We start from the raw sequence: 22213 nt of genomic DNA on the forward strand, positions 1-22213 counted from the left end.
AAAATTCCATACAAATTGGAGGCTAAGAGAGATGAGAATCGTAATTGCAGAGGTCATGCACGAAACGAACACGTTCTCAAATGTCCCTACAACCCGCGAGTTATTTGAGCTCTGGGAGTGGGCACGGGGCGAGCAAATCTTGACCAATCACAGAGGAGTGCGGGATTTCCTGGGCGGAATGATTGATGGTGCCGAGCAGCGTGGTATTGAAGTGGTAGGTGCATTTTCTGCAAGCGCTTACCCGGCGGGCACGATTACGAAAGAAACCTTCAATTCCCTGCAGGATGAATTGCTCACAGGAATTGCAGCAGCGGGAAAAGTAGATGCGATTTGCTTGTCTCTGCATGGTGCAGGTGTCGCTGAGGGCATTGACGATCTAGAAGGAGCTCTGCTAAAAGCAGTTCGCCAACAAGTCGGTTACGACATTCCACTGATTGTCACCCTCGATCTTCACGGAAACATCACGGACGAGATGATAACGGAGGCAGATATTTTGCTTGGTGTCCATCTCTATCCACACGTCGATTGCTACGAACGCGGTCTGGAAGCAGTCGAGCTGGCGGAAAAGATGGTCAATGGTGAACTTGTACCACGCATGTACCGTGCGACGCTGCCACTGATTGTTCCGACCTCTACGACGAATCTATCTCCAGCAAAAGATATTAACGAAGCGTGCTATAAATGGGAGCGGGAGCCGGGAATGGTAGACTGTGCGTTCTTCCACGGCTTTCCGTACACGGACATTCCAGAACTGGGTGTGACGGTTGTCACGGTGGCAAACAACGATGAAGCGCTGGCAAAGCGAGCGGCAGAGGACATCGCGAACCTGATCTGGGAAAAGCGCGAGGAATTCGAGCCGCAGGTACTAACTCCGCAAGAGGGACTCGAATTAGCCAAAGCGGCAACAGCGTTCCCCGTGGTGCTAAATGAAACATCCGATAATCCGGGTGGCGGTACACCAGGGGATGGTACGTACCTGCTGAGAGCGATGCTGGAGGCAGACTTGCAAGATGCCTGCTTTGGATTTATCTACGATCCAGAGGTAGCTGCACTGGCTCATGAAAAAGGTGTCGGCGCGACGATTGAGGTGCAGCTAGGTGGCAAAACAGACAACCTGCACGGGGAGCCGATTGCACTTACAGCGTATGTCAAATCGTTGACGGATGGCTGCTTCATTACTTCGTCTCCGATGGGGAAAGGGCAGCCAGTCAATCTCGGCAAATCGGTCCGACTCCAAGCAAATGGGGTAGACATTCTCGTCTGCTCGGTCAAGACACAGGTGCTGGATGAGCAGATCTATCTTCTGCACGGTATCGATGTCACGCAATTCAAAATCGTTTCTTTGAAATCCAGCCAGCACTTCCGGGCGAGCTTTGAGCCGATCAGTGCGCAGATCATTACGGTAGATTCGCCAGGGCTGACTACACTGCGGTTCCAGTCGTTTGACTACAAACGCTTGAACAGACCGGTATATCCACTCGATCCTGTCAATCGTTCCTAGCAGGTAGAGGGTAGGTCAGCAAAAGGCAGACGTGTAGGAAAACGGGTGAATCAGCCAGAGGGGGATAAGGAATTTGGTGGAGAGCGTGCACGAGAGAATTCGTAAATCATATGAGCAGTTGACGAACCAGCAAAAATTAGTAGCAAAATATATTCTCGATGAACCGAATCAGGTGGCTCTCCATCCAGCGAAAGTGATAGGTGCTAACAGTGGGACAAGTGAAACAACAGTGATTCGCCTTTGTTACTCTCTGGGTTATTCCGGCTTTAGCGAGCTTCAAAATGAACTTCGTCAAATGCTGTTGTTTCCGGTCATTCGAGAGAGCGTCGTGCAATCCTTCCATGATACGGCCTATGAGTTTAACGATAGCGACGACGTGATTTCCTTTACCATGGAACAGGATGTCTCCTTTATCCAAAAAACATTGAATGGACTCGACCGTCACTTGTTTGATCAAGCCACCCAGAGCATTGTCAAAGCGAAAAAAATCATTATCGTGGGCGGTCGTTCTAGCTTTGCACCTGCCTACTGGCTATCATTCGCGCTAAATATTATCAAAGGTGATACACACCTCTACCGAGGACAGATCGACGATGCCAATCAATTAATCTCAGAAATAACCGAAGACTGGCTCATGATTGCACTCGTCTTTCCCCGTTACTTGCAGGATACGTTGTCTTTTGCCAAGGCGGCCAAAGAAAAGGGGAGCAAGATTTTAGTGATTACGGATCATGAGCTTTGTCCGCTCGGGCCTGTGGCTGACGTCCTGCTCAAGGTAACGACGCCACCTCCCGCCACTTTAAGAGGGATGTCTTCGATTTTTACCTTGTTAAATGCGCTGGTGAGCGGCGTGTCCCAGATCGATCAGGAACGGGTAAAAAATAGGATTCAACGGTACGACAAATCGAGCGAGCAGTTTTATCCGTTCGTCCAAGAAAGCTAGTCAAACATACAAAGGGGGAAATGTTCATGAAGAAGAGGCGTTATACCAGCTTGGCGACGATCGGACTCAGTGTTACCTTGCTGCTTGCTGCTTGCTCATCGGGAACCAGTACTACTGGCACAGGTACTAGCTCCGCAGGCACGAATTCAAATCCAACAACGGCTCCACAGGCAGCAACGAGTGGAGGCACTCTCGTCGTGGCGGCACCAATCGAGCCCGACACGCTGGACCCACAAATAACAACATGGCTGGACAATTCCAATAACCAGCCGTACGATTCCATCTTGAGCCGCGATTTGCAGGGGAAATTGGTACCTCATCTGGCTGAATCCTGGCAGGTCTCCGATGACGGGAAAGTATGGACGCTGGTGATGCGTAAAGACGTCAAGTTCCAATCGGGTGCGCCAATGACAGCAGAATCCGTCAAAGCATCGATCGAGCGGTTCGCTGCTATTTCGCCGGTCAAAGATCTCGCAGGTCCGATTGACAAGATCGAGGCGACGGACGCACAAACGGTGAAGGTGTATTTCAAAGAACCGTTTGCTCCATTCGCCAACATGCTCGTAGGTACCTTCCTCGCTCCTTTTGATCCAGAACGGCTCAAGGAAAAAGGGGAGAAATTCGGAGAGGCACCTCTCGCTACAGGGCCGTTCATGAACCCGGAAGTAAAACGGGGAGCGTCCGTGACGTACGTCAAAAACCCGGATTACAAATGGGCGTTGCCTTTCGCTGATAACCAAGGGGCAGCACACGTCGACAAGCTCGTCTTCCGCTTCCTAAAAGATGATGACACGCGCATCCTCGAATTTAAAAAAGGGACGGTTAACATCTTGCAAGAGGTTCCGAGCACGTATGTAGAAGAACTAAAAGCGATTCCTGGCACCAAAATCGAAACCTCCATGGAACAAGGCATGAAGTATCTTGGCTTTAACAACCAGAAAGAGATCTTCAAGGACGTACGTATCAAGCAAGCAATCGCGATGGCTGTAGATCGGGAGCCAATCGTGCAGTATGCCCTGTCTGGATTTGCCAAACCAATCTATGGCCCACTGCCTCCGACCATCCCTGGCTACAGTGAGAAGATCGAGAACATGGCAAAGGAAATGTACGGCCACAATGTGGACAAAGCGAAGCAGCTTCTGGCTGAGGCAGGCTATACCGACAGCAACGGAGATGGCATCGCGGATAAAGGTGGCAAACCGCTCTCCTTTGAATTGCTCCTGTCCGATGATCCAGCGCTGCAGCGTGTTGCGCAAATCTTGCAAAGTCAGCTGAAAGAGATTGGCGTGGACATCAAAATCGCGGTGACGGATATAGCGACCGTAAAAGATCGTTCAACAAAAGGGAATCACGAGCTCTTCCTGCTGTTTTTCGGGCTGAATGACCCAGATATTCTGTACCTGCTGATGCAGACCAATAATTCGAAGCGCGTCCACTATTCGAATCCAAAAGTAGATGAGCTGCTCGCCAAAGGTCGCACGACGATGAAAGAAGAAGACCGGATGAAAGTCTACGAAGAAGCGGAAGAAATCCTGGTGAAGGATCCACCGTGGGTACCTCTGTACGTGAGCGAGTCCGTAACAGCGACGCGCAATATTGAGGGCTACAAGATGAACCCATTCACTGGTGACATTCCGTTTGCAGACATCAGCATTACGAAATAACGAAAGGGAGGTGGGGCGTTTTGCAACGATACCTGTTTCGAAGAATATTGTCGCTCTTGGGGACGCTACTCGGCGTCACCATCCTCATCTTTCTGTTGGTGCATTTGATTCCAGGGGACCCCGTGCAGTATCTGCTCGGGGATTACCCCACGGATGAGGCGATAGCCGCACTCAATGCACAGCTGGGGCTCGATAAGCCTTGGGTTGTCCAGTATTTCAGCTTTCTCGGGAGGCTTTTGCAAGGCGATCTGGGCACGTCATACATCACGGGTTATACCGTTTGGCAAGAAATTGTGGATCGATTCCCGATCACTTTCCAACTGGCCTTGTACAGCGTGGTGCTTGCGACGGTCATAGGGGTGATCGTCGGCGTCGTCTCCGCGGTGAAGCAGAACACATGGGTCGATCGAGTCGTAGTCTTTTTCTCTTTGATCGGGATTTCGGCGCCAGGCTTTTGGATCGCTCTGTTTCTCATCTGGATCTTTGCCTACCGATTCCCGATCTTTCCGATTTCGGGATACGATGGATTCTTTTCACTCGTCTTGCCGGCTGTCACGCTTGCTTTGGGAGAAGCGGGGATGATTGCCCGGATGACACGCTCCAGCATGCTGGATGTGATCAAACAGGATTACATGCGTACCGCTCAGGCAAAGGGAGCCCCTCATCAGTGGGTCATTCTCAAGCACGGGCTGCAAAATGCGATCATTCCGGTCATTACGCTGATTGGTCTGGAATTTGGGGCACTCTTGGCAGGTGCGGTCGTGGTAGAGACGATCTTTTCCTTGCAGGGCTTGGGCAGTCTGGCGATTGAGGCAATCGGGAAGCGGGATTTACCGACGATTCAAGGGCTTGTCTTCTTTATCGCATTTTTGTTTGCCCTAACCAATCTGATCGTCGATTTGTTGTACAGCTGGTTTGATCCACGGATTAAATACGACTAGGAAGGAGTGAGGAAACGTGAGTGGAAACTTGAGCCAACTAGAAGTGGGACATGAGACGCACCCACCGATTCGAGCAGCGGAATCTCCGGTGACTCCATCACCATCCTACTGGTCGCAGGTGGCCAAACGACTGTTTCGGAACAAGACGGCGATGGCCGGTGCCATCATTTTGGTTCTGTTTACCATCGGCTGTGTCTGTGCGCCGTGGCTAGCGCCTTATCCGATTGATCAGATGAACTTCAAGGACCGCATGATGGAACCCGGTGCCAAGCATTTGCTCGGGACGGACGACTTTGGGCGCGATATTTTTTCTCGCCTTCTGTATGGCGGTAGAATTTCGCTTTTGACAGGCTTGATTACCGTCACCATCGCGTCGGCTATCGGCGTGACGCTGGGGATCATCGCAGGCTACTATCGGCGTCTGGAAATCTACATCATGCAGGTGATGGATATCTTGCTCGCTTTGCCAGCATTGCTGTTGGCTATCGCGATCATCGCCGTGTTGGGGCCAGGCTTGACCAATGCCATGATCGCCATCGTCATCGCTGTGATTCCCTCCTACGTCAGGGTCGTACGTGCTTCTGTCCTCACGATTCGGGAAAAGGAGTACATCGAAGCAGTGCGGGCGTTGGGGATCAAGGATGCTGTGATTTTAGCCAAGCACATTTTGCCCAATATATTATCCCCGATCATCGTCTTGATGACCTTGCAATTCGGTAGCAGTATTCTCGCCGCAGCGGCTCTCAGCTTTCTCGGTCTGGGTGCGCAGCCGCCCATGCCGGAATGGGGTGCCATGGTGTATGTGGGCAAGGCATTTTTGGGGCAGGCTTGGTGGATGTCCATGTTCCCTGGTATGGCAATCATGCTGGTGGTTCTAGGCTTTAACTTGTTGGGCGACGGTTTGCGCGATGCGCTTGATCCAAAATAAATCGGCTGATCATAGCGAAAGGGGCATGTACATGAGTTTGCAGGAAAAGCTGGAGGCAGTACTATCGGAATCTTCCGCGACTTTTGGGGTAGTAGTGAAACACTTGGAGACACAGGAAGAGGCGCAAATCAATAGCAATGACTATTTCCAAATGGCGAGCACGTTCAAGGTGCCGATCCTAGCTACCCTTTTTCGTGATGTAAGCGAAGGAAGGCTAAGTCTGGAGCAACGCATTCGTCTGACGGAAGATGATTTGGTTCCCGGGTCAGGGGTGCTCCAAGAGTTTTTGCCAGGAGCAGAAGTAGCCGTCAAGGATCTGGCGATGTTGATGATTATCGTCAGCGACAATCTTGGGACCGACAAAGTGCTAGAGCTGGTAGGAACGGAACGTGTGGAAGCGTTTATGAAAGAACTGGGGCTTGCCCATATTTCCATTCGAAATAGCTGCTGGGAACTACTTAGTATCGGCGGAGGGTTGGGTGGAGAGAAAAAAGGGCTGGAAGGCTTTCATAAGCTGAAGCAAAAATTCCAGACTTCTGGTATCGACGCGGATAGCGTGATCTTTCAACCGATCCCGGAAAACAACGTCGCTACACCGGCTGACATGGGCAAATTGCTGGAGCTGATCGCTACCGGACAATTGGTGTCGCAGGAAGCCTGCGACAGTATTCTCGACATCATGAAGCGGCAGCAGCTGCGCAACCGTATTCCGTATCTTTTGCCAGACAAGACCATCATTGCCTGCAAATCCGGAACAATCGGCAGCGTTGTGAATGATGTGGGCATCGTCTACCTCCCAGAAGGCAAAGGCGCGTTTACGATCGCTGCCTTTTCGCACGGGAACCATTCGACAAAAGAGGGCGAGCGCATGATTGCTCGGTTGACGCTTACCGCCTATGAACATTTTGCCCACAGCGAGGAGTAATGCGATCGAAGGGAGGGGGGCTAGACGATGAAACAGAACGAGACCGTGTTGGATATCGAACGGCTCTCTCTGAAATTGAAAACAGAGCGAGGAACGTTTACGGCAGTGAATCAAGTCAGCTTTCAGATCGGAGCGGGAGAAACGGTAGCGCTGGTGGGAGAATCAGGCTGCGGCAAAAGCGTGACCTCGCTGTCGATCATGGGACTTATTTCGAAAAAAACGGGGGCGCTCGACGGCAGCATCCGGTTTAAAGAAAAGGTCTTGAATCAGTTGACAGAGCATGAAATGCGTCAGATTCGCGGTCGCGATATCTCCATGATATTCCAGGAGCCGATGACTTCACTGAATCCGGTGCATACGATCGGGAAGCAGATCGATGAGGTGTACCGGCTGCATACGAGCCTCACCAAACAAGAACGGCGTGCCAAGACTATCGACATGCTGCGGAAGGTAGGGATTCCTCGGGCGGAGAGTATCGTCAATGACTTTCCCCATCAGCTCTCGGGTGGGATGAAGCAGCGGGTCATGATTGCGATGGCGATGGCTTGCGAGCCTGACCTACTCATTGCGGATGAGCCGACAACGGCATTGGATGTAACGATTCAGGCCCAGATTCTCGACTTAATGAACGATTTGAAACAGACGGCGCAGACGGCTATTTTGCTGATCACCCATGACTTGGGTGTCGTGGCGGAAATGGCTGACCGCGTGATGGTCATGTACTACGGCGAAATTGTAGAAGAAGCAGATGTGCGGACAATTTTCTCCAATCCCAAGCATCCATACACCGTAGGACTCTTGCAGTCGATCCCGAGTCTGGAGACACAGAGCAACAGGCTGACGCCAATTGACGGGAATGTGCCGATTTTGGGAGAAGTGCAGGAAGGCTGTCCATTTAGCTCTCGCTGCATGCATGCGGTAGAAAAGTGCAGGAAGGAAAAACCACCTGTCATCAGTACGGGGAAGCACTCCGTCCGCTGCTGGGTCTATCAGGATAAGGAGGTGGCGATATGAGCGAAAATCTGCTGGTGGTAGATAACCTCAAAACGTACTTCCCTATGAAAAAGGGGCTATTCGGGCAGACTTCCGGTCATATCAAGGCGGTAGATGGCGTCTCTTTTCAGTTAAAAAAAGGGGAGACGTTGGGAATCGTCGGGGAGAGTGGCTGTGGAAAGTCAACGACAGGCCGCAGTATTTTGCAGTTGGTAAAGCCTAGCGATGGCTCCGTCCGTTTTGATGGGGAAGAGCTGATTTCCATGCCGGAAGCCAAGCTGAGAAATATGCGCAGCCAAATGCAGATCATCTTTCAGGATCCCTACTCATCGCTGAATCCACGATTAACTGTCTCTACCATATTAGCCGAAGCATTGTCTGCGGGTGCTACCCAAACAGACCCACGTCCGATGCGCGAGAGAGTACTAGAGCTGTTGAGTCTGGTTGGCTTGAATCCACAGCATGCAGATCGTTACCCGCATGAATTCAGTGGCGGACAGCGGCAACGCATCGGAATTGCACGTGCTATTGCAGTAAAGCCCAAGCTGATTGTAGCGGATGAACCGGTTTCTGCTCTGGATGTATCTATTCAGGCGCAAATTTTGAATTTATTGGATGAATTGCAGGATGACATGGGATTGACCTACTTGTTCATCTCCCATGATTTAGGAGTGATTCGCCACATTAGTGATCGCATTGCGGTCATGTACTTGGGGCGGATTGTAGAGATCGCGGATAAAAAGAGCCTCTTTGAAAGGCCTCTGCACCCTTATACACAAGCATTGATTTCAGCAGTACCTGTCCCAAATCCCGAAAAAAAGAAGGAACGGATCGTTCTCGGTGGAGATGTCCCTAGCCCGGCGAATCCACCTGTCGGCTGCGCCTTTCACCCTCGCTGCCGGCATGCGATGGACATTTGCAGAACCGTTCGACCAACCGAACTCGAAATGAATCAAGATCATGTCGTGGCCTGCCATTTATACGGGGACGACGAGAGGAGCAAATGACTATGAAAATCGAGAAAGTGGAGATAAAAAGATTGCATCTGCCGCTAAAAGAAGCGTTTGAAGCAAGCATTGGACAGCAGACCAAGAGGGACTTCTTGCTGGTCAGTGTGCACAGTGAAGGGGAAGTAGGCTATGGGGAGAGCGTAGCCATGCCGACACCTTTTTATAATGAAGAAACGACAGAAACGGTTCTCTACATGCTGGAGACGTTCCTGATTCCGATCCTGTTAAACAATCCGATTGAGTCGCCTGAGGACGTGGCCCGTCTCTTTGCCCCGATCCGTCGCAATCAAATGGCGAAAGCGGCTCTGGAGGGCGCAGTCTGGGATCTGTATGCAAAGCAAAAAGGAATCTCACTGGCTCACGCGTTGGGCGGCACTCGCAAAGAAATTGAAGTGGGAGTCAGTGTCGGCATCGAGAAGTCCGTCGAAGAAGTCGTTCATAAGGTAGAAGGCTTTGTCGCGGATGGCTACAAGAAAATCAAGGTGAAGATTAAACCGGGCTTTGATATTGCTCTAATTGAGGGATTGCGTAAGCGCTTTGGAGATTCCTTGCCATTGATGGCGGATGCCAACTCCGCCTATTCCCTCGATCAGCTCGATCTCATCAAAGAACTGGATAACTACAACCTGATCATGATCGAGCAGCCACTTGCCCATGATGATATCGTCGACCACGCTCGACTCCAGCACCAAATGAAGACGCCGATCTGCCTCGATGAGAGCATCCATACGTATGAAGATGCCAGACGAGCGATTGAACTGGGCAGCTGCAAAATTATCAACATCAAAGTAGGCCGTGTCGGTGGACTTACGGAATCCAAGAAGCTTCATGACCTCTGTCTGGCCCATGATGTCCCGGTATGGTGCGGAGGCATGTTTGAGAGCGGTGTAGGTCGGGCACACAACATTGCGATTACCTCTCTCGCCAACTTTACCATTCCGGGCGATACCGCGACATCCAGCCGTTACTGGGAACAGGACATCGTCACGCCAGGGGTCGAATTCGCCAAGCCTGGTATACTCGCAGTCCCAGTAGGTCCAGGGATTGGTTACGAGATTAACTGGGATGTAGTGAAGTCCTTGCAAGTAATGGAAAAAAGCTACGAGCAGACAAACGTGTCGATATGATTCCGAGGTGAATAAAAGATGCGGCCAGAATTGGAATACCGCACGATGACCACTGCCCTTCAGATGGTGGAAATGGAAGACCTGCAACGGAGGATTTGGGGACCGAGTAGCATCTCACCCGTTCCGCAGTTGATGGCCGCGATCCACAACGGTGGGGTCGTTATAGCCGCCTTCCACGATGAGAAGCCGGTCGGATTTTGTTATGGCTTTGCTGGTTTCAAACAGGGCAAGTCGCATTTGTGCTCCCATATGTTGGGGATCTTACCCGAATATCGCGACTGGGGAATAGGCAAGCAGCTCAAGCTCAGCCAGAGAGACTGGGCAATCGAAAATGGATATGACAAAATGACGTGGACGTATGATCCGCTCGAATCACGGAATGCCTACCTGAATCTGTGCAAGCTGGGTGGAACAGTAAGCACCTACCTGGATTCGTACTATGGGGACATGGGCGACGGCATTAATAAAGGCATGCCGACCGATCGGTTTTTACTGGAGTGGGAACTGACATCAGAGCGTGTCGTCCATTGTATAGAAGGTTCCCCCGTTGATAGTGATGATTGGTGTGAGTATCCTTATGTGCTTGATTGGGAGCTGAGGAATGAACAACCGTTCCCAGTAGTGCGGCAGGGGCTAGGGGAATACGAGGGAATCTTGCTCGCGGTACCAGCAGCGATCCAAAAGCTGAAACAAGAGCATCTCGCCACAGCTATGGAGTGGCGTCTTGCTTTGCGCAACCTTTGCAAGGAAGCTTTTTCACAAGGCTATGTAGTAGTCGGCTTGCTGAAGAATGACGAGCCAGTGCATGCGTATGTGCTGGAGCGAAATGTAAAGGGGGAAAAGTGACATGGAACAGTTGAAAGCGTATGCAGAAAAGTTGATGGAAACTGCCAAGCTCCCAGGTACCTTTATCGGGATTGCCAAAGAGGGGGAGCTCGTCTATACGAAAGGCATCGGCTATCGGGATGCTGAGCAACAAGCAGGAGTGACACTGGATACAGTATTTGGCATTGGCTCCATTACGAAGTCGTTTACCTGCGTAGCAATCATGCAGCTGCAGGAAGCAGGGAAGCTATCTGTCGATGATCCGGTGGTCAAGTATTTGCCGGAGTTTCGGACAAAGGATGAGGAGCTGACCAAAAAAATCACCATTGGGCATTTCATGTCGCATACGTCCGGGCTGCCTTCGCTACCATCCCTTTACTATGCGATGCGGCGCAGCATGGAGATCGACCCTGCGTTAAAGGAAACAGGAAGCAAATTTGATCTTACGGCACATGAGCCGATTGATACGTATGAGCAGCTGATGGCTTTTATCGATGAATTAGATGTTGAGTTGCTGGGAGAGCCGGGTACGGAATTCAGCTATAGCAATGATGGTTACGCGTTGCTTGGGGCCATTATCGAGCGTGTCAGCGGGCAAACCTACGAAAGCTTTCTAAAAGAGCATTTGCTCGATCCGGCGAACATGAAACACACCGCGTTTTTTACAGAGGATTTGGGTGATTACGACAACATTACGACCCTCTACACCAGCAAAAAAACCGAGGAAGGAAAAGAAGTATTCGCTGCGCCACTTTGGTGGGATGCGCCGTCGATGCGAGCTGCTGGTTTTTTGAAATCGACCGGTCGCGATATGCTCTCTTACGCCGAAATCTTCCGGACAGGTGGAACAGTCGGAGAGAACCGAATCCTTTCTAAAGAGAGCGTCCAGCAAATGATCGGCAACTATGCTGGACTGGAGCCGTCTCGTCATTATGGGTACGGATTTATGGTCACACCTGAGTTTCGTGGAGGAACATTGATTGAACACGGTGGAGCGCTAAAAGGGATCGCTGCCCAGCTGTGCATTGTGCCTGAGGAGAACATCACCTGCGTCGTCTTGACCAATCTGGACGGTGCCCCTTCGGCAGAACTACTGGCTGCAACCATTAACACAGCGCAGTCACTTCCAGTTGAAGAATCGATCGTCAGTTATTCCGATTATCCTGTTTCGTCCGACGAGCTAGAAGCTTTTACAGGTGTGTATAAATCAGGCGAAGGCGAGCAGGTGCAGGTTTCTTTCGGAGATGGCGGTGGGCTCGTACTAACCATGCAAGGGACGGATTATTCGTTGAGACCGGTTGGCGAAGATAGCTTTGCCTTTGAGATGAGCACAGGTTTGGTAAAATGGATCCGCTTTATCCGTGACGATTCTGGCAGCGTCATCCGAGTTTCCTTCCATTTCCGCCAGCTGATCAAAGAAATCAAGGAGGCGTGACATGAAGACGCATGAGTGGGCACCTTCTTATGAGGCATACGTTCAAAAGCTAATCGATGAGTTTCAAGTACCAGGAGCCATCATTGCTGTGGCAAAAGATGGCGAACTTTTCTACGAGAAGACGTTTGGCCATCGGGATCGGGAAGAGCAGACACCTGTCAATCTCGATACGGTATTTGGGATCGGTTCGATCACGAAGTCGTTTACCTGCTTGGCGATTATGCTGCTTCAGGAGGAAGGGAAGCTCTCGGTGAATGATCCGGTCGTGACTTATTTGCCGGAGTTTCGCACGCCTGATGAAGCCCACACAAAAGCGACCACTATACATCACTTCATGACGCATACACTCGGCCTGCCACCCCTGCCTTCGCTCATTCCGGCTATGCAGCGCAGCTTGGAAGCAGATCCGACAGCAGCTGAGCTATTAAAGCATTTTGAGACATACGGAAATCAACCGATCGATACGTTTGAAGAGCTGATGGCCTATATCGGGGAGCTGAAGTTTGAGCTCCTTGGTCCTCCGGGAACAGAGTTCAGCTACTCGAATGATGCTTTTGGGTTGCTCGGAACGATTGTGGAACGCGTCAGTGGCCAGACTTACGAATCGTATGTCCAGGAACATATTCTACAGCCGCTTGGCATGGGGCGTTCCGTCTTTCATGTAGAGGAATTGGGCGAAGACGACAACATTGCCATGCTGTACACTCCCAAGGTGATGGAGGGTATTCGTAAGGTGTTACGCGCTCCAGTCGCGTGGGATTCTCCATCGATGCGCGCAGCAGGTTTTCTCAAAGCCTCCGCTCGTGACATGCTTCGGTATGCAGAGCTGTATCGTACGGGAGGAAACTCACACGGGGCAACGATCATTTCCGGCGAAAGCGTTGCGCAAATGGTATCCCCTCACGCGAAAATCGACCCGGTCCGCAGCTATGGGTACGGGCTAGGGGTTCTTCCGCTTACGGAGCAACATACGTTGATTCAGCACACGGGAGGAATAAAAGGGGTTACCGCGCAAATGCTCATTGTTCCAGAAGCGGGAATCACGGCCATCCTGTTGACCAACGTGGATGATGCGCCGATTACGGATCTGACCTTGGGTCTACTGAACAGCCTGCTCGGTCGCCCTCTTGATACACAGTATGCGACCTTTGCCGATTGCGAGGTGCCGCTTGCACGCTTGGAGCAAAGCCAAGGCACGTATAAGTCTGGGGAAGGGGACGAGGTGAACATCCGTTTTGATGAAGCAGATGGGCAACTGGTTCTCGTCATGGAGAATACGGAGCTACCTTTGCGACCAATCGGTGAGGATGCTTTTCTGTTCACTCGACGCGGTATCGATACACACGTCCGCTTTGTACGTAATCCAGAGGGAGAGATTAAACGATTCGCCATGGGTTCACGCCAACTGCCAAAAGTAGAAGCATAATCCGGATTCGGGAGGCATGTACGGATGAAAGTGTTTATTTCCTTGGATATGGAAGGGATTTCTGGCATCACGGAGTGGGAGGATACGATCCCAGGTCGACGACATTATGAGGCTGGACGACGGTTGTTGACGCAGGATGTCAATGCGGCGATTGAAGGTGCGCTGGAAGCGGGTGCTACACAGATCATCGTCAATGAGTCGCATGGTCCGATGAACAATCTGATTCTGGAAGAGCTGCATCCGCAGGCAGATGTGATCCGCGGGTTTTTCAAGCCTCTGTGCATGATGCAGGGAATCGACAGCAGCTGCGACGCCGCCTTTTTCATCGGGTATCATGGAAAGGCAGGTACGGGTGATGCCGTGCTCAATCATACGCTGTCCGGCTTAGCTATTCATCGGCTTGTCTTGAATGGAAAAGAGGTGGGCGAGGCAGGACTGAACGCAGCGATCGCGGGTGTCTTTGGCGTGCCTGTCGTGCTGGTAACTGGTGACTCGCAAACCGCACAGGAAGTAGAAGAGGATATTCCAGGAGTTTTTACTGTGGCTGTGAAAACGGGCATTACCGGACTCTCTTCCCAAGCGATTCATCCCGTGCGCGCACGCGAGCTCATCCGCAATCAGGCAAAAGAGGCACTCATCCATCGCAGCAAGGTGCAGCCGCTCGAACCAAAAGCACAGAATACGATTGAAGTGGAGTTTACCAAATCCCAGTTTGCCACGGCAGTCAGCTGGATGCCCGGCGTGGAGCTGATCGAAGGGCGTACGGTTCGCTTTCATTCTCAGGATGTGGTGAGCATGATGCCTGTGCTGCAAGCGATGCTGATGATTACCGGGCAAGTGAATCGGATGGTTACAGGATGATAGAGGAGCATCACAAACCGTTTTAATTTGGAAAACACAAAATAATAGGGATTCCATCCGTACTATGTTATACTGAGTTCACCATTTACTGTTCCTGTTATACAAAAACCCTACTCGTCTGTCTTGAGTAGGGTTTTTCTTTTGTACAGATAAGAATTTATAAGATTTGTATCCAGAATAAGTGCAACATAGCAAGACTTCGAACGAAGTAAGAAAGCGAGACTTGTGCCCTTTGGGTACTAAGACTCCGCCACAGGCTAGGCGGAGCCAAGTTTTCTAATGATTCCCGAGTATAAAAAAAACAGACTCTACGAATAGAGTCTGCTTGTTTGTAGTCTAAAATTAAACTTTTTGAACGTTAGTAGCTTGTGGGCCACGTTGGCCTTTTTCTACGTCAAAAGTTACTTTTTGACCTTCGTCAAGGGATTTGAAACCTTCGCCTTGAATAGCGGAGAAGTGAACGAATACGTCTTCTGCGCCTTCACGTTCGATGAATCCAAAACCTTTTTCTGCGTTAAACCATTTCACTGTACCTTGTTCCATTGTTGTTGCCTCCTAGTGCGCTAACCACACATTTGTTACTATCCTTGCTCTCAGGATTCTCAAGATGAAAAATGGTTTCCCACGTTATCCTCTGCTTCGAACAAAAATAATTCTCTATAACCATAACAGGAAAACGAAAGAATAGCAAATTTTTCGGGTGAAAATGTTTGGGAGGAAGATAATTCCAATGTGCTTGAGCGCGAAAAAGGAAGCGGAAATGCCGTCACACCAGTATAAACGGGCGAAGTGCCTCAAAAAATCCACGAGGAGCTTCTTCACCCGTTTTCATGATAAAATGAGGAAAAATGATCCAGGCTACGACTTTGATGAAAGGTAATGTAAGCTCTATGAAAGAAATTTCTGCTCGTACCAATAAAAATGTCCGAATGATTCTCATCGTGGCGATCATGTTGAGCTTGTGCTTCATGTTTGCCAATATTTTACTTACCTATGACAGTACCATTCGGACCGTAGAGATATCCATTTCCACTCAAAGCATGAAGACAGCCGCCGATATCGCACGGGAAGTGGATGCAGCGAGCTTCGAACGTTTTTTGCAAAAGCCGACGGAAGAGAGTACAGACTATATCGAATTGAATCACTTCCTCAATGATTATCGAAAAAAAATCGGCGCCAAGCATGTGTATATCGTCATCATGGATGCACAGGGGAACAGCCGGGTCATGATTAATGGACTGCCGCCGGGAGACAGTGCCCAGACCTATATTGGGGAGCTCTGTACCCTTACGCAGGACGAGGTTCAGCCCGCTTATCAAGGCGCTACGTTTCATACGGGAATCATTCATGATCCCAAATACGGTGTCTATATGACCGCAGGTGCGCCAGTGGTCAATGCAGCGGGTCAGTTGGTCGGGATTGTTGGGATTGATATCGGTGTAGAGCTTCTGGAGCAAATCGAAAATAACGCGTTGAAAAATAGCATTTTTCACTTTACAGCCAATCTGGTCGTTCTGATTTTGATCGTAGTCAGCTACACGCTGATCCGCAGGTGGTATCAAAGAGAGACACTGCGGGCTGTCGGTGATTCCGAGAAAACCTTTCAACGGGAGTTTCGCTCCATTCTTGCTTCCATTCAATCGATCAGGCACGATTTTGCCAATCACCTGCAAGTGATTTTTGGACTGCTGGAACTAAAAAAGGTGGAGCGCGCCCAAGAGTATCTGCGTGGGCTGCAGGCCGATGTAAAAGCCGTAACGCTCTCAGAGCAGGTGGCCAATCCAGCCATGCTGGTACTGCTGCATTCGAAAGCCGAGAAGGCCCGGACGAATCAAATCGAGATGGATTTTCACATTCCGCCAGAAGAGACTTTTGATGGCGTCCTTTCCTCCGATTTGATCAAAATTCTCTCCAATCTTTTGGATAATGCGATAGAGGCTACGGATGTAGATCAATCCGGAGAAAAAAGAATATCGATTACGATGAGAAAAGTGGGCAATTCCTATCAATTCATGGTTGAAAACACAGGGGCGACACTACAGCCGCTACAATTGAGCAGGCTCACACAGGATGGTTACACCACGAAAGAAACGGAAACGGGAAAAGTGCGGGGGTATGGACTCAGCATCGTCAGAGAAGTTATCCATAAATATGCGGGGGAGATGCACATCACTTCTGCAAAAGGAAAAACATGCTTTTCCATTCTTTTATCGATAGCTAACTAGGGTAGAGAATTGCAGATTATGAAGGAGGAAGTGGGGGGGCACATGCATAAGCAGCAGATCAACGTGTTGATAGCTGAAGATGATGAGCTGCAACAGGAGTTGTTGGAGGGGTACCTAGCCCCCTATGAGCATGTACGGATTGTTGCCAAAGCTAGCACGGGGGATGAGCTGATAGCCCAGGCGACGCTAGCGCCCAACTTAACAGCGATGATCATTGACATCAATCTGGGTGCCGGGCGAGGCGGTCTGGAAAGCTATTCGATTTTGAAAATGAGGGGAGTGAATATCCCTACCATTCTCATTACGGGAATGGCTCCTCATGCTAGTGTCACCTATGATTTGGGAATCGTAGATATTGTGGAGAAGCCATATACGGAAAGACGCTTCAGACAAGCGATGGAAAAACTGCAAAACCATATCAACTACCAGAGTTTTATGGAGTCAGGCGGTCTCTTTGTACCTATTTTTGCGGAGGAGATCTTCCAAAAGACACCCGCCGATATATTGTACATCGAGTCGATCAACCGGACCATCCTGGTGCACACACCAAGTGAAGCTTATGAATCAAAAATACCGATCAAGGTGTACGAGAGCTATTTGCAGGACAGTTATTTTTACCTGACGCATCGATCCTTTCTCGTGAATTTGAAAAAGATTAGCCATATCGAAGGAAGTGCCATCTATTTTCAAGAGGGCAAGGAAGGCAAGCAAGCCCTGATTGCGGAGGAAAAGACACAGGACATCGTCTCTTACTGGAACAATCTGAAGAAATGGATGTAGATTCTGTTGCCTCGGGATTCTTGGCTTCGCTGTGAGGGACTCCGCAAGTCGCTCCGCCTGGAAACATGCTTCTCTTGCAAGCTGATTCAACTCAACGGTCTTTATTTCCAAAAAAGAACACCCTAAAAGCAGGCGGGGTCTTGGCAGTGAGTCTTTAGGACGCACTGTTTTTTTATGGCAGATAAGAATTTATTCGTTGTTTTGTTGGACAAACAAGGCTGGCTGAGGAAAAAGGAGAAAAAGCGAAGCTCTTTGGGGTAACAGCCGAGGCGGAACGGAAAAAAGAAACACGGTCTTAAGCGTCCACCTCTGAGAAACGTCACGAATCGGCTACTTTGGACGCGGTTTCGCTTTTTCCATGGAGCTGTACAGGGATGACCTTCAGCAGGGGACCCAAGAAGCTGGAGCATTTTCTCCTTTTTCCTCTCCTCCACCGCAGCCTCACCGACCATGTGCCAAAGGGCGCGGGAGCACTTCTCGCGTTTTTTTTGTCAAGAACGGCTGGTAAGGACAAAAGGGCTCCCGTTTCGACCGAAAACCTTTCGAAATTTTCTGATAGAGAGCTACTATGAACAAAGTACTATTTCTTATTTCATAGCATTAAGGAGGAGTTCGGCTTGGACGGTATTCAGTACAAACAAGAATTGAGACGAACGCTTACGTTTAAGGATCTAGTCATCTACGGCATGGTCTTCATGGCGCCGCTCGCTCCGATGCAAGTATATGGGGCCGTGGCTCAGCAGAGCTTTGGGATGGTGCCACTGGTCTACTGCATCGGGGTCATTGCCTTGATGTTCACGGCATTCAGCTACAGCCACATGAGCAAGGAATTCCCGTATGCAGGCTCAGTCTATTCGTATGTGAGCCGTGGGATGAATCCACATGTCGGCTTTATCGCAGGATGGCTGATCTTGGCCGATTACATTTTGTGTCCGGCGTTATTGTATGCCTTTGCAGGTGTATGGATGGCGGGGATCTTGCCACAGGTCCCGGCTTTCGTCTGGACGCTCATTTTCGTCGTCTGCAACACGTTGATTAATGTCAGAGGGATCACGATGACAGCCCGTGCCAATCTGATCATGTTCTGGATGCAGATCATCACACTGATTGTATTCTTGGGAATTGCCGTCAAGTTTGTTTTGATTGATGGGCATGGAATGGGTGGCTTTAGTCTGGCGCCACTGTATCAGGCCGACCATGTTGACTTTGGCTTTATTGCGACAGCGACATCCATTGCCGTGCTGGGCTTCCTGGGATTTGATGGCATCAGCACCTTGGCCGAAGAAGCGCGTGACCCGGTGAAAACCGTCGGCAAGGCGACTGTTCTTTCTATTTTGTTTAGCGGCTCGCTGTTTTTAATCCAGGTGTACATGGCAGCGCTGATTCATCCGCAGTATGAGACGCTCAACCCGGACATGGGCTTTTTTGAAATTGCCTTAGAAGCAGGCGGACCTGTGTTCTACACGATTTTGATTTTGATCAATGTCATTGCGGTAGGGATTGCCGTCACACTGAATGTTCAATCGGCCACAGCCCGAGTGCTCTATTCGATGAGCCGGGAAAATCTGCTGCCCTTTGCACAAGTACTGGCCAAAATCCATCCAAAATATCAAACACCAGTTAATGCGACGATCTTTTGCGCTCTGCTCTCTATCGTGGTCACGTTTTGCCTATCGATTGAGACGTTGTACAAGTTCGTTACATTCGGGGCAATCACGGCCTTCATGATGTTGAATGTGACGATTATCGTCTATTTCTACGGGAAGCAGAAAAGGCGTGGAGTGAAGGGGTTCCTGACCTATGCGCTTACCCCGTTCATCGGGCTTCTCATCACAGGGTATGTCTGGTCAGGCTTTGACTGGATGACGTTCACAGTCGGATTTGCGTGGGTACTAATTGGTTTCATCGTCGGCTACGTGAAATCCAATGGCTATCGAAAAGTAGCACCCGTTCTTAAAGACATGTAAAACGAGGAGGAAAAACAATGCGTTTACAAAATAAGATTGCGATCGTAACAGGGGCAGCACGGGGAATAGGAGCTGCGATTGCGCACAGATATGCGGAAGAGGGAGCGCGTGTAGTAGCGACCGACATCAGCACAGTAGGGGAAGAAGTGGTAGCAGAGATCGTCAGCAAAGGCGGTACTGCTGTGTTCTTTCAGGCGGACGTCTCCAAAACGGCTGATGTTCAGGCACTCATTGCTTTTACCAAGGAAACGTATGGGGTTCCATCGGTCCTGTGTAATAACGCTGCGATCAACATCCCCGGCTCGGTGATCGAGCTCGAGGAAGAGGTATGGGATCGTACGATGGAAGTCAATGTGAAGTCGATGTTTCTCACCTCCAAATACTGTTTGCCAGAGATGATCGCAGCAGGAGGAGGCTCGGTTGTAAACATGGCCTCAGCGAACAGCTTTGCTGCAGAGCCGAGACTGTCTGCCTACGTGACCTCCAAAGGAGCCATCCACATGCTGACCAAGCAGATGGCACTAGATTTCGCGGCAGACAATGTGCGTGTAAACTGCATTTGTCCAGGATGGGTAGACACGACATTTAATGATGCCCATGCAGATTTGTTTGGCGGACGTGACAACGTGTTGAAAAGCATTAGTGACTTCCAACCGATTGGGCGCACGATTCAACCAGTCGAAATCGCCAATGTAGCTGTTTTCTTGGCTGCAGATGAGTCATCAGCCATGACAGGTAGTGCTGTCGTAGTAGATGGCGGATTAACTGCCAAATAAGGAGCAGCTCCAAGCGAATAACTGTATTCCCAGATCGTTTTCCCCTCCGGATCAACAAGAAAAAGGACATCTGATTCGATGACCTTGACTTGTTGAACGGAGGGGATTTTTCTATTCTCTCATGTCCTACTGGCGAATCTTTAATTTTTTGATATGGTACTGCAAGCTCTGACGGGTCAGCCCCATACTTTTCGCCGCTTGGGTAATGTTCCAATCTGATGCTTCCAGCTGGCTTCGTATGTACTCGCGTTCGTAGGAGGAAGTAGCGGATTTGATGGCCCGTTTCATCCCAGTTGGTTTTGGTGGTTCGGCATTTTTTTCGTTTACGATCGTTTGACGTAAATAGACGGGAAGGTTGGCGACATCGAGAAGTCGTTGATCATCGCTTGCCCGAATGACGAGGTTCTCTACGACGTGCTGCAGCTCTCGTATGTTACCAGGCCATTTGTAATCGAGCAGGATCTCCTTGAGCGTATCGGTAATGCCGTTAATTTGCTTGTTGGTTGCTTTGCTGAAGCGGTTGAGAAAATGATTGAGCAAAAAGAGGATGTCGTCCTTGCGTTCGCGCAGCGGTGGAATGATCAAGCATGTGCGGGCGATTCGATAATACAAGTCCATGCGAAGCTTGTGTCTGGCGATCAATTCGTGTGGATCCTCATTGGAAGCACTGATCACGACGCAACGGACAGGAGTTACTTTCGCTGCGCCGAGCCTCCTGACCACTCGTTCTTCGAGAACGCGGATCAGCTTGGACTGCAAGGATAGTGGCATGGAGTTGATTTCATCGAGAAAGAGCGTTCCATCCTGAGCATACTCAAACAAGCCTGTCTGATCGGTAGCCCCCGTGAAAGCTCCCTTTATCGAACCGAACAAGGTGCTTTCGAGCAGCGTCTCAGGAATGGCCGCACAATTTACCGCAACGAAGGGGCTCTTGGCTCGTTTGCTGTGATTGTGGATGCTCTGTGCGAACAATTCTTTGCCTGTCCCGGTTTCACCAACGATTAACAAGTCTGTATTGTGAACAGCTACATTTTGCGCCTCGCTGACCAAGTTGGTGAGGACGGTGCTGTTCCCTTTGATGTGATCAAACGTGTAGGTTGTTCCATTGCCATGGTACTCTCGATGTACTTTGTCCGAAGCAATCATCTTTCGCTTCAGCTCGATCGTCTCATAGAGGAGGTCCTTCAGCTTGGTTTCGTTGGTGCTTACTGAAAAAACTGCGATCGTCTGACCATCCTGTACGATGGGATAGGTGCTGTAGGTGACGTATTGGGGAATCCCATGAATGTGGGAGTGAGCTCGATACTGACCGATAATGGGGGCTCCAGTTTGGAATACACGGCGGTGCTCGGACAGCTCAGGACTGTAGTTGTAAGCCTCCCACAAATAATTCCCGACCACTTTTTCCTGCTGCAGTCCTTCCAATTTCTCCTGCGCTTTGTTGTAGACCATGATTCGACCTTCTGAATCGCTCATGATGACCCCTTCATCCAGAGAGTTCACGATGGCTTCCAGGCAGGCTAGTCTGGCGTCCTTATTGGACAATAGGTCCGAGATTTCCTCCATGAGCACGATGAAGTAGGATCGTTCGTCCGTGGTAAAAGGCTTGAAACGAAGCAGGATCTTTCTGTTCGAGTGGGTGGTTATGACGATTTGCTTGTCAGAAAGGGAGCGTTTGTCGGGTGGAAGCAAATCCGTGAAGCGTTCCCCCTCGACGAGGTTGCAAAACTCGTAGGTCTTCCCACCGAACCACAAGATTCGCTTCTCTTCGTCGAGTACCACAACGGCGGGGACTACGTCCAAAAATAAGGTGCCGATTGCTTGGGCAGCCATTCGCTATCACACTCCAAACTCCATATTTTCTCCAGTCTGTCCCGTGCATGAAT

The 22213-nt window shown here is 50.1% G+C and carries 19 protein-coding genes; 17 read left to right on the forward strand and 2 right to left on the reverse strand.

Features of this window, described 5'->3' with window-relative positions:
* Window positions 1-31: 31 nt before the first annotated feature.
* The 13 genes from AN963_RS20835 to AN963_RS20895 all read left to right on the forward strand — a co-directional run bounded on the left by AN963_RS20835 (window position 32) and on the right by AN963_RS20895 (window position 14579).
* Complete coding sequence (locus tag AN963_RS20835; protein WP_055746489.1) at window positions 32-1501, forward strand: M81 family metallopeptidase; 1470 nt, start codon at window positions 32-34, stop codon at window positions 1499-1501.
* 76 nt (window positions 1502-1577) lie between these two features.
* A complete protein-coding gene (locus tag AN963_RS20840; protein WP_055747810.1) occupies window positions 1578-2444 on the forward strand; it encodes a MurR/RpiR family transcriptional regulator in 867 nt (288 codons plus the stop codon).
* 26 nt (window positions 2445-2470) lie between these two features.
* Window positions 2471-4108, forward strand: coding sequence for an ABC transporter substrate-binding protein (locus AN963_RS20845; RefSeq protein WP_055746490.1), 1638 nt, complete (start codon window positions 2471-2473; stop codon window positions 4106-4108).
* Window positions 4109-4128: 20 nt separating this feature from the next.
* Window positions 4129-5049 (forward strand): ABC transporter permease, encoded by a 921-nt coding sequence (locus tag AN963_RS20850; protein WP_055746491.1) that lies wholly within the window; start codon window positions 4129-4131, stop codon window positions 5047-5049.
* 67 nt (window positions 5050-5116) lie between these two features.
* A complete protein-coding gene (locus AN963_RS20855; RefSeq protein WP_407922566.1) occupies window positions 5117-5977 on the forward strand; it encodes an ABC transporter permease in 861 nt (286 codons plus the stop codon).
* 31 nt (window positions 5978-6008) lie between these two features.
* A complete protein-coding gene (locus tag AN963_RS20860; protein WP_055746492.1) occupies window positions 6009-6902 on the forward strand; it encodes a serine hydrolase in 894 nt (297 codons plus the stop codon).
* A gap of 27 nt (window positions 6903-6929) precedes the next feature.
* A complete protein-coding gene (locus tag AN963_RS20865; RefSeq protein ID WP_055746493.1) occupies window positions 6930-7916 on the forward strand; it encodes an ABC transporter ATP-binding protein in 987 nt (328 codons plus the stop codon).
* Entirely contained in the window at window positions 7913-8902 is a 990-nt protein-coding gene (locus AN963_RS20870) for an ABC transporter ATP-binding protein (RefSeq protein ID WP_055746494.1), read from the forward strand. Before AN963_RS20865 ends, AN963_RS20870 begins: the two co-directional genes overlap by 4 nt.
* 2 nt (window positions 8903-8904) lie before the next feature.
* Window positions 8905-10032, forward strand: a complete 1128-nt coding sequence (gene menC / locus AN963_RS20875) for an o-succinylbenzoate synthase (RefSeq protein ID WP_055746495.1) — start codon at window positions 8905-8907, stop codon at window positions 10030-10032.
* An 18-nt stretch (window positions 10033-10050) separates the two neighbouring features.
* Window positions 10051-10878: a GNAT family N-acetyltransferase gene (locus AN963_RS20880; RefSeq protein ID WP_055746496.1), complete on the forward strand. Its 828-nt coding sequence runs from the start codon at window positions 10051-10053 to the stop codon at window positions 10876-10878.
* A gap of 1 nt (window position 10879) precedes the next feature.
* A complete protein-coding gene (locus tag AN963_RS20885; RefSeq protein WP_055746497.1) occupies window positions 10880-12292 on the forward strand; it encodes a serine hydrolase in 1413 nt (470 codons plus the stop codon).
* 1 nt (window position 12293) lies between these two features.
* Window positions 12294-13718 carry a serine hydrolase domain-containing protein gene (locus AN963_RS20890; protein ID WP_055746498.1) on the forward strand — a complete coding sequence of 475 codons (1425 nt, stop codon included), beginning with the start codon at window positions 12294-12296 and terminating at the stop codon, window positions 13716-13718.
* A 24-nt stretch (window positions 13719-13742) separates the two neighbouring features.
* On the forward strand, window positions 13743-14579 hold the full coding sequence (locus AN963_RS20895) for a M55 family metallopeptidase (RefSeq protein ID WP_055746499.1): 837 nt from the start codon (window positions 13743-13745) through the stop codon (window positions 14577-14579).
* A gap of 342 nt (window positions 14580-14921) precedes the next feature.
* On the opposite strand, the gene AN963_RS20900 is transcribed toward AN963_RS20895, so the two are convergent.
* Window positions 14922-15122 carry a cold-shock protein gene (locus AN963_RS20900; RefSeq protein WP_055746500.1) on the reverse strand — a complete coding sequence of 67 codons (201 nt, stop codon included), beginning with the start codon at window positions 15120-15122 and terminating at the stop codon, window positions 14922-14924.
* Window positions 15123-15469: 347 nt separating this feature from the next.
* On the opposite strand from AN963_RS20900, the gene AN963_RS20905 reads away from it, so the two are divergent.
* From AN963_RS20905 to AN963_RS20925, 4 genes are all read left to right on the forward strand, one after another.
* On the forward strand, window positions 15470-16804 hold the full coding sequence (locus AN963_RS20905) for a sensor histidine kinase (protein ID WP_161827298.1): 1335 nt from the start codon (window positions 15470-15472) through the stop codon (window positions 16802-16804).
* 42 nt (window positions 16805-16846) lie between these two features.
* Window positions 16847-17584, forward strand: a complete 738-nt coding sequence (locus tag AN963_RS20910; RefSeq protein ID WP_055746502.1) for a LytR/AlgR family response regulator transcription factor — start codon at window positions 16847-16849, stop codon at window positions 17582-17584.
* A 617-nt stretch (window positions 17585-18201) separates the two neighbouring features.
* Window positions 18202-19551, forward strand: a complete 1350-nt coding sequence (locus AN963_RS20920; protein ID WP_236708045.1) for an APC family permease — start codon at window positions 18202-18204, stop codon at window positions 19549-19551.
* Between the two features lie 17 nt (window positions 19552-19568).
* Entirely contained in the window at window positions 19569-20327 is a 759-nt protein-coding gene (locus tag AN963_RS20925; RefSeq protein WP_055746505.1) for an SDR family NAD(P)-dependent oxidoreductase, read from the forward strand.
* A 126-nt stretch (window positions 20328-20453) separates the two neighbouring features.
* Here the strand turns inward: AN963_RS20925 and AN963_RS20930 are convergent, their stop codons facing one another.
* The gene (locus AN963_RS20930) at window positions 20454-22160 is read right to left on the reverse strand and encodes a sigma-54 interaction domain-containing protein (RefSeq protein WP_083497015.1); all 1707 of its coding nucleotides are present in this window, start codon (window positions 22158-22160) and stop codon (window positions 20454-20456) included.
* Between the last annotated feature and the right edge of the window lie 53 nt (window positions 22161-22213).

Origin of the sequence: Brevibacillus choshinensis, from assembly GCF_001420695.1 — a bacterium.
GTDB lineage: Bacteria > Bacillota > Bacilli > Brevibacillales > Brevibacillaceae > Brevibacillus > Brevibacillus choshinensis.

What these genes read in the sequence shown, in the direction of transcription:
- AN963_RS20835 (WP_055746489.1), top strand. Translation starts at nt 32, where the DNA reads ATGAGAATCGTAATTGCAGAGGTCATGCACGAAACGAACACGTTCTCA.
- AN963_RS20845 (WP_055746490.1), top strand. Translation starts at nt 2,471, where the DNA reads ATGAAGAAGAGGCGTTATACCAGCTTGGCGACGATCGGACTCAGTGTT.
- AN963_RS20860 (WP_055746492.1), top strand. Translation starts at nt 6,009, where the DNA reads ATGAGTTTGCAGGAAAAGCTGGAGGCAGTACTATCGGAATCTTCCGCG.
- AN963_RS20865 (WP_055746493.1), top strand. Translation starts at nt 6,930, where the DNA reads ATGAAACAGAACGAGACCGTGTTGGATATCGAACGGCTCTCTCTGAAA.
- AN963_RS20870 (WP_055746494.1), top strand. Translation starts at nt 7,913, where the DNA reads ATGAGCGAAAATCTGCTGGTGGTAGATAACCTCAAAACGTACTTCCCT.
- menC (WP_055746495.1), top strand. Translation starts at nt 8,905, where the DNA reads ATGAAAATCGAGAAAGTGGAGATAAAAAGATTGCATCTGCCGCTAAAA.
- AN963_RS20880 (WP_055746496.1), top strand. Translation starts at nt 10,051, where the DNA reads ATGCGGCCAGAATTGGAATACCGCACGATGACCACTGCCCTTCAGATG.
- AN963_RS20885 (WP_055746497.1), top strand. Translation starts at nt 10,880, where the DNA reads ATGGAACAGTTGAAAGCGTATGCAGAAAAGTTGATGGAAACTGCCAAG.
- AN963_RS20890 (WP_055746498.1), top strand. Translation starts at nt 12,294, where the DNA reads ATGAAGACGCATGAGTGGGCACCTTCTTATGAGGCATACGTTCAAAAG.
- AN963_RS20895 (WP_055746499.1), top strand. Translation starts at nt 13,743, where the DNA reads ATGAAAGTGTTTATTTCCTTGGATATGGAAGGGATTTCTGGCATCACG.
- AN963_RS20900 (WP_055746500.1), bottom strand. Translation starts at nt 15,122, where the DNA reads ATGGAACAAGGTACAGTGAAATGGTTTAACGCAGAAAAAGGTTTTGGA.
- AN963_RS20905 (WP_161827298.1), top strand. Translation starts at nt 15,470, where the DNA reads ATGAAAGAAATTTCTGCTCGTACCAATAAAAATGTCCGAATGATTCTC.
- AN963_RS20910 (WP_055746502.1), top strand. Translation starts at nt 16,847, where the DNA reads ATGCATAAGCAGCAGATCAACGTGTTGATAGCTGAAGATGATGAGCTG.
- AN963_RS20925 (WP_055746505.1), top strand. Translation starts at nt 19,569, where the DNA reads ATGCGTTTACAAAATAAGATTGCGATCGTAACAGGGGCAGCACGGGGA.
- AN963_RS20930 (WP_083497015.1), bottom strand. Translation starts at nt 22,160, where the DNA reads ATGGCTGCCCAAGCAATCGGCACCTTATTTTTGGACGTAGTCCCCGCC.